This window comes from Roseibium album (genome assembly GCF_001404515.1).
In the GTDB taxonomy this organism is placed as follows: domain Bacteria; phylum Pseudomonadota; class Alphaproteobacteria; order Rhizobiales; family Stappiaceae; genus Roseibium; species Roseibium album.
In genome coordinates this window covers 881877-894717 of the sequence record NZ_CXWE01000002.1, presented here as the reverse complement: position 1 = coordinate 894717, position 12841 = coordinate 881877, and the positions used below count along the sequence as shown (strand labels likewise).

Sequence of the window (12841 nt, the reverse complement as noted above, 5' to 3'; positions counted from 1 at the left end):
ATCATCCCGACACCCAGGGCTCGCGGTTCTTGCCGATCCGCATGGTTACCGTTTTCGCCTCGAGAAATTCATCAAGTCCGTATTTGCCGAGTTCACGCCCCTGGCCGCTTTGCTTGACGCCGCCGAACGGCAGTTCCGCAAATCCGTCCATCCAGGTATTGGTCCAGATCGTCCCCGCGAGCGCACGCCGGGCAAATTCCAGGCAGGTGTGGACGTTTTCGCTCCAGACCCCCGCGGACAGTCCATAGTCGGCATCGTTTACCAGAGCGATGGCCTCATCAAGCGTTTTGAATGTCAGCACCGAGAGGACCGGTCCGAAGACTTCCTCTCGGGCGATGGGCATGTCGCCGGTGACATTCGTCACCACAGTCGGCTCGTAGAACCGGCCGCGCAATCCGGGAACTTCCAGCACCTTGCCGCCAAGCGGTACCGAAGCGCCGGTTGCTCTGGCTTCCTGAACATAGGTATCGATTTTGTTATTGTGTTCAGGTGTGATGATCGCGCCGACCTTGGTCGATGGGTCCAAAGGGTCGCCAAAAGGAACAAGACGGGACAGGGCAACCGTACGTGCGACAAATTCTTCCGCTATATCCTCGTGCACAATGATCCGGGATCCCGAATTGCAGCATTCGCCTGCATTGAAATAGACACCGAAAACAACAGCATCCGCCGCGGCGTCGAGTTCCGCGTCCGGAAAGATCACCTGCGGGTTCTTGCCACCGAGTTCCAGCGAAACCTTCTTCAGCGTACCTGCGGCTGTTTCGACGATCGCCTTGCCGACAGCCGTCGAACCGGTGAACGTCACCATGTCGACCCGCTTGTCTGTGGTCAGTGCTGCTCCAACCGGATCGCCAAAGCCGAGGACGATGTTGGCGACGCCGGCCGGGATGCCTGCCTCCAGAAGCAGTTCGCCCAGGATGACGGTTGTCGCTGGTGTCATCTCCGAGGGTTTGATGACGGCTGTGCACCCCGCTGCGAGCGCAAAGGGAAGCTTCTGCGATACGATCAGGAAAGGAAAATTCCAAGGTGTGATGATCGAGACGACCCCTACGGGTTCCTTCAGAACAAGCCCGAGAAAGTCGTTGCCCAGAGAATTGTGGCTCTCGCCATGAAGCGTGCGTGCGAGAGACGCCGCGTATCGCCAGATATCGGCAGCACCCTCGATCTCGGCCATTGCCTGGCTGATCGGTTTGCCGGATTCAATCGTCTCGTGGAAGGCAATGCGTTCCCGGTCCCGGTCGATCAGATCGGCAACCTTCAGCAGGAGTGTTGCCCTGTCCTTGCCGGTCGTGGCAGTCCAGCGTCCTTCGTCAAAGGCGCGCCTTGCGGCAGAAATGGCAGCATCAACATCCAGGAGGTTGCCCCGGCAGGCGACCGTGACCACCGCATCATGTGACGGTGAGACCCGCTCGAACGTGGCACCGTCAGTGCTTGAGCGCCAGTCACCGTCGATCAGGTGCCGGGCAACAAAAGGGTCTGCCGGTATCCGGGCGTTGCTAATGGAGACGACATTCAGATCACTCATGATTATTTTCCAGGAAAATTCGGTTTGCGCTTTTCGCGAAAGGCGGTGACACCTTCGGTGCGGTCGGCGGTTTGTCCAATCATGCCTGCGCCGAGGGCTTCGATCATGGCGTTGCGATCTTCCCCGGCTGCTGCATGGACCATGTATTTGGCAACCTCGACCGAACAGGAGGATCTGCCGGCCAGGCCTTGTGCCAATTCCATTGCCCTTGTTCTCGGATCGTCCGATATCTCAGCCACAAACCCGCAAGCGTGGGCGCGTTCGGCCGAAATACGGCGGCCGAACAGGGCCATTTCCTTCACGACCGGTTCGCCGAGCAAGCGGATCAGGCGCTGCGTGCCCGACCACCCCGGCACGATTCCGACCGCGGCTTCGGGCAGGGCAAGCGTGGCATGCGGTGCCATGATCCGGATGTCTGCCGTTGCCGCAAACTCAAGCCCACCACCGAAGGCGTGACCTGCGAGGGCAGCGACTGTCGGCTTGCCAAGGCGTGCAAGGCGATCGAAAATTCGATGACCTTCGCGAACCCAATGGCGAGCGAATTCCCACGGTTCCAGTTCTCCCCAGGCGACAATGTCGGCGCCGGCGCAAAATGCCTTGCTGTCCTCCGCGCTGATCACGACGGCACGGATGCCGGGATCTCTTTCGATTTCCGCGCAATGTGGCTCGACCGCACCCAGCATTTCGGCTGTAAAGGCATTGAGCTTTGCCGGATTGTCGAGACGAAGCTCGGCAACGTCACCGTGGCGTATCAGGTGAAGCGCGCTCACAGGTGAAGCTCCATCGCTTTGGTCCGCAACAGGGCCTTCGGCATTTCCCTGAGGTCATTTGCGAGTTTCACGCGGCCGCTGGATGCGTCAACAATATCCCTTTGCGGCTCGATGCCGGGCATGATTTCGGTTGCCAGCAGGCCTGCGTCGGTCAACTGAATGACGCAGCGCTCGGTGACGTAGAGAACCTCCTGACCGGTTTCGCGGGCGCGGTTGCCGGAAAACGTGACATGCTCGACCCTGTCCACCATCTTGGTGAACTTGCCCGGAGCGTTCACGGTCAGGGCTTCGTCGGTAAGTGACAGATCGGCTCCCGCCTCGAACAGGCCGGAAAACACGATTTTCCTGGCATTCGCGGTAATGTCGACAAAGCCGCCGCACCCGGCCGTCAGATAGGGTTTCTTGCCGAGTTTAGAGACGTTGACATTGCCCTGAAGATCAATTTCCAGAAAGGACAGGAAAGAAACGTCGAAGCCGCCTCCCTGGAAATAGGTAAACTGCTGGGGTGAAGGCATATAGGCGTCGGCGTTGGAGGCGCAGCCGAAGGCAAATCCTGTCAGCGGCATCCCGCCGGTCGCGCCCTGTTCGATCGCCCAGGTGACGGCCTGCTCCTGACCGGCCTCGAGGAGCACTCGCGGAACCATCGCCGAAATGCCGAAGCCGAGATTGGCCGTTTGACCTCTGCTCAACTCCATCGCCGCGCGCCGCGCGACAACCTTTTCGATGCCATGTTCGGCAAGAGAGAAGCTTGACCAGGGGCGCATGATCTCGCCGGAGATTGCCGGATCATAGTCTGTTTCCGTCGTCTGGCGCTGGTCAGGGTCGACGACGACAAGGTCAACCAGATGCCCGGGAACGCGAACGTCATGGGGGCGCAGCGAACCGGCTGCCGTGACCCGCTTGACCTGGGCAATGACCAGGCCGCCATGGTTGCGGACCGCAATAGCCTGCTCCAGGCCGCCAAGATAGGCACCCTCGTGCTCATAGGTCAGGTTGCCGCGCTCGTCGGCGGTTGTGGCGCGAATGATGGCCACGTCCGGTACGATATTCGGAAAATGCAGCCAGGTCTCTCCACCGAGTTCCATTCTCGACACTATGGGCTGTTTGGTCGCCGCATCGTTCATGGCGCAACCTTCACGGACCGGGTCGACAAATGTCTCCAGGCCGACTTTGGTCATGACACCCGGCCGCCTTGCGGCGACATCCCGGTGCATGTCGAACAGAATTCCGGAGGGAACGTTGTAGGCAGCGACCCGGTTCTCGACGAGCATGCGCCAGATCTCAGGCATTGGAAGGGAAGACGGACCCGAGGGATAGGACCCTGCGATGATCGTGGACAGAAGGCCGTCCCTGGCAATGTGATCGATACCCTTGATGCCATACATGTCGCCGGCAGCAATCGGGTGCAGCGTCGTCAAATTCCGCGGGTGCCCCTCTTTGCCAAACCTTGCTCCGAGGGCTTCAAGGACCTTGTCGGGGCAACCGAGGCCGGAGGACGAGGAAACGGTGACAACGGCTCCGTCCGCAATTCGTGCGACAGCGTCTGCTGCCGTAACGATCTTGGAAGACATGGATCAAAAGCCTCCGTAGTCGACGCGGACGGTCGAACCGGATTGTGCCGCTTCGCGAACAGCATGAGCTACAGCCAGTGACTTGATGCCGTCGATGCCGTCGGCGGAGGGGCTTCCGGTTCCACGAACTGCTCCGCAAAAGAGGCCGAGCGCGCGGTGATAAAGATTGTGTGTCTCGAACGAGATCTGCGTTTCGCCATTGGTATCAACGAGCCTGATCTCACCGACCGGTTCCTGGGTCATGACGTTGCGCGCGAAGATGGAACCGTCCGTTCCATGGAATTCGATTCCCGTCCCGGCAAAGGCGTGCGTGAAGCTTTCGTGTGTCTGAATCATTGCGCCGGACGGCATGGACCAGACCGACATGACACTATCCTCGACGCCTTCACCCATACCTGATGTTCCCGCTTTCGCGACGACATCGACGGGGTCTTCGGCCAGATGAAAGCGGATCGTGTCTGCGTCATGAACTGTAATGTCAGGAATGACACCACCACCTGCGGACGCGTCGTTGATCCGCCATCCGCGCAGATGTTCCGGCAGGTGGACGGCATGAAAAACGCGCGCGCTCAGAACCTTGCCGATGCGGCCGGAGGAAATCAGGTCGCGGATCGCGAGATGCGAACCGGCGTTGCGCAGATGATGGTTGGTGGCAAAAGTGACTGCGTTGTTGCGAGCGGCCTCTACCATCTCGACTGCGTCGGAGAGCGTCATGGCCAAAGGCTTTTCACACAGAACATGCTTGCCCGCGGCAATGGCGGCCAGGGCCTGAGAGTGGTGCTTCTCGTTGGTCGTGGAGATATAGACCGCATCGACTGTTTCGTCTGCCAGTTGCGCTTCCAGATCGGTAAAGCTTTCCGGGATTGCATTGTCCCTGGCAAAGACAGCGCCGCGCTCCGCATCGGAGCTCAGGACCGATTGAATTTCGGCTCCTTCCTGCGCGCGGATCGCATCAATCACATAACCAGACGCAATTCGGCTTGCACCGATCAGGGCCCAACGCATTCAAACCTCCCTATAAGCTCGTTTTGGAACGTTCCAATTTGGATGCATAAAACTTGGAACGTTCCAAAAAGTCAATATGTGAAGTCGGATATTTTGTCCGGTTGTCCGAGTTCATGTTTGCCGAACCAAGTTCATGCAGAGGAACGAAACCCGGAATTGCCGCGACGATCGACGCTGGTATTTGTTGAAATCATCGATTTCAAAAAAAGATCCAGGCTTGCAATGACGGCAATTCAAACCCCGGCAAGGGCGTCAAGCACACGAAAAATGGTGGCGACCCCCGATCCGTTCGCCCTACCGTCCGTGCTCGATCAGATGGGCGCGAACCGCATCATTTATCCACATGTGCAGGGAGTTCAGCAGTTTCATCAGAAACGGTCGTCCGGCCAACTCTCATGCAGATTGTCAATCACGTATGTATGCGCATGCCGCTTGCCGGAAGCGTTTTTAAGGTGCGGGTGATCAGCCGGGAGTTCAGGATGTTCATGAATGATGACCTTGGCGTCCGACGAGGGCCAAAGTCTTGCAGCAGCAACCGCACCGATGATTGCCAGGACGGCGAGTGTCAAAATGGTCGTTGGCAAGCCTGCCCCGCTGCCGAGCCAGCCGGCAAGCGGATAGGTGACCAACCAGCAGCCATGTGACAGGGCGAATTGTGCTGCAAAAACCATCGGCCTGTCTTCCGCATGCGCAGAATTGCGCAAGAGACGCCCGGATGGAACCAGTACTGCGGAATTGGCAAGTCCCATCAGGAACCATGTCGCAAGGAGATAGGGCCACAAGGCCGGTTCTGGAAGTTCCATCAACAGGACGGCAAACCCGAACAACAGCAACGGCAGGGCAAGCGCGCCCGACAGCATGATGTTCCTGTCTTTCAAGGAGGCAAGCAACCGTGGCAGGGCAATGGCCATTACCATGGATCCTCCACCATAGGCGGCCATTGTCAGGGCAAGGTCCGTGTCGGTTCCGCCGAGCAGTGTCTTGACGATGACGACAGAATTCACGATCACGATGGCGCCGGCGGCAGAGACGGTCAGGTTGAGCGCCAGTAGTCCCTGAAGTCTGGGGGTTCGCAGATAGATCCGCATTCCCTGCGAGATACGCTGCCACGGTGAAACGCGCCTGGTGGTCATGATTGCCGGAAGTGTTACGGTCAAAACGAGTGCGGCGGATACCAGGAAGCCGACCACCGTACCGCCAAAAAGCCAGTGAAATCCGACAAGACCGATCAGGGCGGCAGCTACCATCGGGCTCAGCAGGTTTTCGAGATCGTAGGCCATCCGCGAAAGAGACAGCGCATTGGTATAGTCATCCTCGTCAGGCAGGATGTCCGGTATGGTCGCCTGAAAAGTTGGCGTAAAGGCCGCGGAGGCCGATTGCAGAAGCGCGATCAGAACATAGATCTGCCAGACTGAATCGACAAAAGGCAAGGCGATCGCAACGCTGGCCCGGACAAGATCGAGCACAACAAGAAAAGGTCTGCGTGGAAAATGTGCGGCAAAACCGGCCGCTACCGGCGACAGGGTGACGTAGACGATCATCTTGATGGCAAGCGCTGTACCGAGAACCGCTCCGGCATCGGCGCCCGCCAGATCAAAAGCAAGAAGGGCAAGTGCCACCGTCATCAACCCGGTTCCAAAGAGGGCGATGACCTGGGCTGCAAAAAGATGCCGGTAGGTTCGATTGGCAAGAACGGTGAACATGTATCAGGTGCGGCTTCCGGCTGGTGCTGATCCTTGCTTGACTGATAGCACTTGCACGGTCCGACATCCATGATGGTTCAAACAGGCAAGGTCCAGACCACCGGAATTAATGCGGATGCGAGCGGGTCTCGCCGTAGTGGCCTACCTTGCTGCTATGCCGAACGGCAATTTTTCGCGCGCGTTCCGGTACCATTCGATGATCTTGCGCCGTTCTTCTGGCTCCATGTAGGAAACGTTTGCCGGTGGCATCGCGTTGGTAACACCGGCCTGCAGATAGATTTCCCGGGCAGCACGGACGACATCGGCTTCCGTTTCCAGAACCACGCCCTTCGGTGCCCAGTAAATACCCTCATAAAACGGTTCGCGGGAATGACACATGGAGCAGCGTCCGGGAACGATGGCCATCACGTCCTCAAAACCCTTCGCACTGGCAAATGCCTGTTCCGTGGGGTTGAGCGTGCGGGAATCGGAAACCTCAAGACTGTCGGCACTCCACATCGGCGCCATGCTCAGGTGAATGATTGCAACGAAGAGGATTGCCGTCACCAGCCATGTCCACATGGGCGCGCTGCCTCCCGCGTGCTTGGTGTTGAAATAGTGCCGGATCGATACTCCCATCAGGAATACCAGCGCAGCGATCACCCAGTTGTATTCGGAGGCGAAGGCAAGAGGGTAGTGATTGGAGAGCATGAGGAAGACGACAGGCAGCGTCAGATAATTGTTATGCATCGACCGCAGCTTGGCGATCTTGCCGTATTTGGCGTCCGGGGTGCGTCCGGCCTTCAGGTCGGCCACGACGATCTTCTGGTTGGGAATGATGATCAGGAACACATTCGCGGTCATGATGGTCGCCGTGAAGGCTCCCAGATGCAGCATCGTTGCGCGGCCCGTGAATACCTGATCATAGCCCCAACCCATCGCGACAAGCATGATGAACAGCAGGACCATCAGCAAGGTCGGGCTGTCTCCGAGTTTCGACTTGCACAGAAAATCGTAGATCAACCATCCGATCGTGAGCGATGCAGCCGAAATCACGATGCCCTGCCACAAGGCCAGATCCGCCTTCGCCGGATCAATCAGATAAAGTTCGCCGCCGACCCAATAGACGATCATCATGAGCGCCGCGCCGGAGAGCCATGTGGCATAGCTCTCCCATTTGAACCATGTCAGATGTTCCGGCATGTTTTCTGGTGCCACCAGATATTTCTGGATGTGATAGAAACCGCCGCCGTGGACCTGCCATTCTTCTCCGAAAGCCCCGGGCGGCAGGTGCGGCGACTTGCGCAATCCCAGATCCAGAGCGATGAAATAGAAGGACGAACCGATCCAGGCGATGGCAGTTACGACATGCAGCCACCTGACGGCGAATGCCAGCCACTCCCAGATAATGGCAATATCCAACATGGTGTCCCTCCGGTCCCCTTTAACGGCAAGCTAATCTAACTTGAAATTTTCTGGTATCTCGACATAATTCCGAGCAGTTTCAAAAAAAAACGGAAAAATAAGGCGTTGGCCTATCTGGAGAATATACGGACGTTCCTGCGCGTTTATGAATTGGGGAACATGTCCGCCGCAGCCCGCGATCTCCGGATTTCATCGGCTGTTGCATCTGCGCGGATCTCCCAGCTGGAAGAGCATCTGAACGTGCGCCTGTTCCAGCGGACGACGCGTGCGCTCAGCCCGACCGAACACGGGACGCTGTTTTACCGCGGTGCGACCAAGATCGTGGAGGCCGTCGAGGAAGCCGAAGCTGAAATCAGCAACGTCACGCAGTCGCCACGGGGCACCTTGTTCATCGCAGCCCCGATCGGCATGGGTCAGCGACTGATCGCACCTGCAATCCCGGTGTTCAAGGACGCCAATCAGCTGATCGATATCCGCTTGCGGCTGTCCGACCGGAAGGTCGATCTGACGGGGGAAGGTCTCGACGCAGCATTTTTCCTGGGATTGCCGGAAGACTCAACGCTCAAGATCCGAAAAATAGCCGATTGCGAACGGGTGCTGTGTGCCTCACCAGGCTACCTGGCGCGAAAAGGCGCCCCGGCGCTACATGAAGATCTGTCATCCGGCAAGCATGAGTGTCTCAACATGCGCTATCCTGGAGCACCGGAGTTTCAGTGGCCGCTCCAGACGAGAAGCGGTATCAGGAAAGTAGCGGTGACGGGACCCTTTGAATCCGATCACGGGGACGTTTTGACAGGCTGGGCGCTCGACGGTCACGGCATTATTTTGAAGCCGGTCTTCGAGGTTGCAGATTATCTCGCTTCAGGACGGCTTGTCCCGGTTCTGGAGCAGGAGCCGCCGGTTCCCGTGCAAATGGCCTGTCTTTACACCCACCGGAAACGTCAGGATCCGAAAGTAAGGCTGTTCCTAGACTTCATGATCGGGCATATCCAGCGTGCGCTGGCAGACATGCCGGAGCGATGAGGTGGCATTCCGTATCTGAAAGCCGCCCAAGGGCGACTTCCAGCAGGTCGTGGTTCGGTTTGTAAACCGCGAAGACTACTCAGCCTTCATTTCGGTGACTATTTGAATGGTTATCGGACCTGTCGAGAAAGGCCCGACGCCAAATTCCGTATGATCAATCGTGGTCGACGCTTCAAAGGCAATCCATTCACCCTTGTAATAGTCGAGGCTGCTGCCGACGGGATGCGGTCCGATATGGGTCAGTTTGGTGTCCAGCGTGACGGGCTTGGTCGTGCCGTGCAGTGTCAAATCTCCGGTCACCTTGGCTGTGTCTTCGCCGGTTTTCTCAACGGCGGTGCTGACAAAGGTGATCTCCGGATAGGTTTCGACTTCCAGGAAATCCGCGCTTGACAGATGATCGTCGAGAGGCTTGAAGCCGGTTGCCAGGCTGTCGGTCTTGATCGTCACGCTGAGGGAGGCATCTTCCGCATTCTCAGGGTCGATATCCAGTGTTCCCGCTACTTCTGTGAATTCCCCACTCTGTGTGGAAACACCTGCATGCGACCAGCTGAACTGCACCTCGGTATGTCCCTGGTCGGTCTTGTAGGTCGTGGCCATCGCGGCAGGAACTGTCAACAGGAATGCGGCAATGCCTGTTTGGGCAAGTCTGATCATTTGAAAATCCCTCCTTTTCACAGTCAAGCAGAATTGCCTGAGCCTGGTGATATCTTGATTTTCAAGAATACCAAAATAGATGCTATGACATCTATCAGAATGACAGTCTTGAAAAAACCGTTGCAATCCCTGCTCACTGAAACTTGAAGATGATGAAGCCAAGCGACCGAGAAACCGATATCTGGATCATGTTGAACCGGGTGCACCGGCAAGCGCACCGCAATATGGAAGCCGAGTTGCGTCAGAAAGGGTTCCCGTCGCTCCGTGTCTACGACTTGCTCTGGGGCGTTGAAATGTCGGGTAAAGAGGGCGTGAGGGCTTATGAACTGACAAGCTGGCTGCTTTTCGAGCAATCCAACCTGTCGCGCCTGCTGGCCCGGCAGATCTCAAAGGGACTGATCCGCGAAACGGTCATGTCGGAAGATCGCCGTGGCAAGGTCCTGCATATCACGCCTGAAGGTGCCGCGTTGCGAAAGGACATGTGGGAAGTCTACGGCTCGGGCATTCATCAACATATGAAAGATCTGGCGACGGCAAGCGGATTGGCGGAATTCTTCAAGCAGTTGTGTGACGTTGGCGGCGGACCGATCGGTCTGCCGGACCAACGGCAAGTGTCAAAAGAGATGTAGCGACAGGGCTATCGCGACGCAGTTGTCCATTGTCGGCGATGTTTCCATCGGAAAGTGGTGTTAGCTGCCCCGATAAGTCGAATAGCTGTACGGTGATACCAGGAGAGGCACATGATAGTGCGTGTCATCGGACATGCCGAAGCGCAGTGGAACGGTGTCCAGGAAGCGCGGGCCGACCGCCGTTGCATCGAGCGAGTCAAAATACTCGCCGACGTGAAAAACGAGCTCGTAAATTCCTTTCCTGAAATCGGATTCCGGCAGAATGGGGGCATCTGTCCGGCCATCACTGTTGGTCGTCAGGCTTGCGATGTGACATCTTGCGTCTCCGTTGATTTCGTAGAGATCGATCTTGATGCCTGCTCCGGGCGTGCCCCGCACGGTGTCCAGCACGTGGGTCGTCAAAAATCCCGCCATGTGGGTCTCCTTGAAATTTGAAACGGATGCACAGTCTCGGGAGTTGAATGTTTGTCTTCAGATCTGTCCCGGGATGATTGCAGAAGATACCGCCGAGCATAGAGTGCGTTCCCCTGAAGCTCTTTCTAAAAAAGCCTGAAAGTCATCATCACTGTTTTGTCGTAAAAGAAAAAGAAAGCTGGAGGTCTGTCTTGAATCGGTATGTGCGCGATTTGCGGGGTTACGGTGCGTTTCCACCCGATCCAAAGTGGCCTGGAAATGCCAGAGTCGCCGTTCAGTTCGTTCTGAATTACGAGGAAGGCGGCGAAAACAATATCCTGCATGGTGACAGTGCATCCGAAGCCTTTCTGTCCGACATACCGGGCGTCGCCCAATGGCCCGGGCAGCGTCACTGGAACATGGAATCCATTTATGAGTACGGTTCTCGCGCCGGTTTCTGGAGACTCCACCGGCTGTTCACACGTGCCGGTATTCCGCTGACGATTTACGGTGTTGCCTCCGCGCTGGCGCGAAGCCCGGAACAGGTCGAAGCGATGAAGGATGCCGGTTGGGAGATCGCCAGCCATGGCCTCAAATGGGTCGAGCACAAGGACATGCCCGACGACGAGGAGCGCGCTGTCATCGCGGAGGCTATCCGGCTGCATACTGAAGTCGTCGGAGAACGCCCTCGCGGCTGGTATACGGGCCGCTGCTCGGAAAATACCGTCCGTCTTGTCGCCGAAGAGGGGGGATTCGATTACATCTCGGATACCTATGACGACGATCTGCCCTACTGGCTGGATGTCGAAGGCCGTGATCAGCTGATCATACCCTACACGCTCGAAGCAAATGACATGCGATTTGCCGTATCGCCCGGCTGGAGTGACGGAGATGATTTCTTCAACTACCTGAAGAATGCCTTCGACGTGCTTTATGCCGAGGGTGAAAGCGATACACCAAGGATGATGTCTGTCGGACTGCATTGCCGTCTGGTGGGGCGCCCAGGCAAGATTGCGGCAATACGGAAGTTCATCGAATACATCCAGTCCCACGATCGTGTCTGGTGCCCGCGCCGGATCGACATCGCTCAACATTGGTCGGCGCACCATCCACCACAAGTTTCCCTGTCGCCAAGCCGCATGACGAAGGACGAATTTGTCGAACGCTTCGGCGGGATATTCGAGCATTCGCCCTGGATAGCCGAACGCGCATTTCAGCTTGAACTCGGACCGGCGCACGATTGCGCTGCAGGTGTTCACAATGTCCTTTGCAGAATGTTCCGCTCAGCAAACGGGGAAGAACGCCTCGGTGTCCTGAAGGCGCATCCGGACCTGGCCGGCAAGCTGGCCCAGGCCGGCCGTCTGACTGCGGAAAGCACATCGGAACAGGCGAGCGCCGGACTTGATCTTCTGACCGATGACGAGCGGGAGACTTTCAAAGATCTCAATACCGCCTATGTCGCAAAACACGGTTTTCCCTTTATTATCGCCGTACGCGACAACGACAAGTCATCCATACTGGCTGCCTTTCACCGGCGAATCGACAATGATGGGCCGACTGAGTTCAAGGAGGCCTGTAACCAGGTGGAACGCATCGCCCGACATCGACTGCAGGACCTTTTGCCGTGAAACCGACTTCAATTGCGGCAACACCTCTGACAGCGGCAGACTTTGCACCCTATGGTGACCTGATCGAAGTGAGGGGCAATCCTGACAAGATCATCAATCAGGGCATGTGCGGACGTCACAACGACCTGGCAAGGCTGGATTTCGAAGCAGGACGGGCAGGGATCAGCCTTTTCGATGCCAAGGCCCGCTCATTGCCTCACATGGTCGACATGGTCGAGCGGCATCCGATGGGGAGTCAGGCATTTGTTCCCGTCGACGGCGTGCCGATGCTGGTTGTCGTTGCAGATGATCTGAACGGTGAACCCGTCAGCCTGAAGGCCTTTGTCAGCAAGCCCGGTCAGTCAATCAATCTGCATAGGGGCGTGTGGCATGGTGTGCTGGCTCCACTGGAAAGGGACGGCCGCTTTGTTGTCGTCGATTGGATCGGGAACGGAACCAACCTGGAGGAACATTGGTTTCCCGTTCCCTGGACTGTGGAGATGCTTGACGGTTGAAGTGCATCTTCACGAATGGATGATTTCTGCCCGCCCAATGAG

At 57.3% G+C, this 12841-nt stretch carries 12 protein-coding genes; 4 read left to right on the top strand and 8 right to left on the bottom strand.

The window, feature by feature from the left end:
• Position 1 precedes the first annotated feature (1 nt).
• From LA5095_RS09365 to LA5095_RS09340, 6 genes are all read right to left on the bottom strand, one after another.
• Complete coding sequence (locus tag LA5095_RS09365; protein ID WP_082442670.1) at positions 2-1525, bottom strand: aldehyde dehydrogenase family protein; 1524 nt, start codon at positions 1523-1525, stop codon at positions 2-4.
• A gap of 2 nt (positions 1526-1527) precedes the next feature.
• Positions 1528-2295 carry an enoyl-CoA hydratase/isomerase family protein gene (locus tag LA5095_RS09360; protein ID WP_055114131.1) on the bottom strand — a complete coding sequence of 256 codons (768 nt, stop codon included), beginning with the start codon at positions 2293-2295 and terminating at the stop codon, positions 1528-1530.
• The gene (locus LA5095_RS09355) at positions 2292-3866 is read right to left on the bottom strand and encodes an acyl CoA:acetate/3-ketoacid CoA transferase (RefSeq protein ID WP_055114129.1); all 1575 of its coding nucleotides are present in this window, start codon (positions 3864-3866) and stop codon (positions 2292-2294) included. The genes LA5095_RS09360 and LA5095_RS09355 overlap by 4 nt, the downstream gene beginning before the upstream one ends.
• A gap of 3 nt (positions 3867-3869) precedes the next feature.
• Positions 3870-4871 carry a Gfo/Idh/MocA family protein gene (locus LA5095_RS09350; RefSeq protein WP_055114127.1) on the bottom strand — a complete coding sequence of 334 codons (1002 nt, stop codon included), beginning with the start codon at positions 4869-4871 and terminating at the stop codon, positions 3870-3872.
• A 368-nt stretch (positions 4872-5239) separates the two neighbouring features.
• Positions 5240-6574 carry an MFS transporter gene (locus tag LA5095_RS09345; RefSeq protein ID WP_055114125.1) on the bottom strand — a complete coding sequence of 445 codons (1335 nt, stop codon included), beginning with the start codon at positions 6572-6574 and terminating at the stop codon, positions 5240-5242.
• 141 nt (positions 6575-6715) lie between these two features.
• Positions 6716-7978 (bottom strand): urate hydroxylase PuuD, encoded by a 1263-nt coding sequence (locus LA5095_RS09340; protein ID WP_055114123.1) that lies wholly within the window; start codon positions 7976-7978, stop codon positions 6716-6718.
• A 105-nt stretch (positions 7979-8083) separates the two neighbouring features.
• Here LA5095_RS09340 and LA5095_RS09335 point away from each other — a divergent pair, with 105 nt between their 5' ends.
• Complete coding sequence (locus LA5095_RS09335) at positions 8084-9001, top strand: LysR family transcriptional regulator (protein WP_055114121.1); 918 nt, start codon at positions 8084-8086, stop codon at positions 8999-9001.
• A 75-nt stretch (positions 9002-9076) separates the two neighbouring features.
• On the opposite strand, the gene LA5095_RS09330 is transcribed toward LA5095_RS09335, so the two are convergent.
• Positions 9077-9655 (bottom strand): YceI family protein, encoded by a 579-nt coding sequence (locus LA5095_RS09330; protein ID WP_055114119.1) that lies wholly within the window; start codon positions 9653-9655, stop codon positions 9077-9079.
• A 149-nt stretch (positions 9656-9804) separates the two neighbouring features.
• Here LA5095_RS09330 and LA5095_RS09325 point away from each other — a divergent pair, with 149 nt between their 5' ends.
• Positions 9805-10284 carry a MarR family winged helix-turn-helix transcriptional regulator gene (locus LA5095_RS09325; RefSeq protein ID WP_055114117.1) on the top strand — a complete coding sequence of 160 codons (480 nt, stop codon included), beginning with the start codon at positions 9805-9807 and terminating at the stop codon, positions 10282-10284.
• A 60-nt stretch (positions 10285-10344) separates the two neighbouring features.
• On the opposite strand, the gene uraH is transcribed toward LA5095_RS09325, so the two are convergent.
• Positions 10345-10698, bottom strand: coding sequence for a hydroxyisourate hydrolase (gene uraH / locus LA5095_RS09320; RefSeq protein ID WP_055114114.1), 354 nt, complete (start codon positions 10696-10698; stop codon positions 10345-10347).
• 191 nt (positions 10699-10889) lie between these two features.
• Between uraH and puuE the strand changes: the two genes are divergently transcribed.
• Positions 10890-12305, top strand: coding sequence for an allantoinase PuuE (gene puuE, locus LA5095_RS09315; protein WP_055114112.1), 1416 nt, complete (start codon positions 10890-10892; stop codon positions 12303-12305).
• A complete protein-coding gene (locus LA5095_RS09310) occupies positions 12302-12799 on the top strand; it encodes an ureidoglycolate lyase (RefSeq protein ID WP_055114110.1) in 498 nt (165 codons plus the stop codon). Before puuE ends, LA5095_RS09310 begins: the two co-directional genes overlap by 4 nt.
• Positions 12800-12841 lie beyond the last annotated feature (42 nt).

Bases quoted from the DNA above. Each gene is read 5' to 3' on its own strand.
- LA5095_RS09365 (WP_082442670.1), bottom strand. From the start codon at position 1,525: ATGAGTGATCTGAATGTCGTCTCCATTAGCAACGCCCGGATACCGGCA.
- LA5095_RS09355 (WP_055114129.1), bottom strand. From the start codon at position 3,866: ATGTCTTCCAAGATCGTTACGGCAGCAGACGCTGTCGCACGAATTGCG.
- LA5095_RS09350 (WP_055114127.1), bottom strand. From the start codon at position 4,871: ATGCGTTGGGCCCTGATCGGTGCAAGCCGAATTGCGTCTGGTTATGTG.
- LA5095_RS09345 (WP_055114125.1), bottom strand. From the start codon at position 6,574: ATGTTCACCGTTCTTGCCAATCGAACCTACCGGCATCTTTTTGCAGCC.
- LA5095_RS09340 (WP_055114123.1), bottom strand. From the start codon at position 7,978: ATGTTGGATATTGCCATTATCTGGGAGTGGCTGGCATTCGCCGTCAGG.
- LA5095_RS09330 (WP_055114119.1), bottom strand. From the start codon at position 9,655: ATGATCAGACTTGCCCAAACAGGCATTGCCGCATTCCTGTTGACAGTT.
- LA5095_RS09325 (WP_055114117.1), top strand. From the start codon at position 9,805: ATGATGAAGCCAAGCGACCGAGAAACCGATATCTGGATCATGTTGAAC.
- uraH (WP_055114114.1), bottom strand. From the start codon at position 10,698: ATGGCGGGATTTTTGACGACCCACGTGCTGGACACCGTGCGGGGCACG.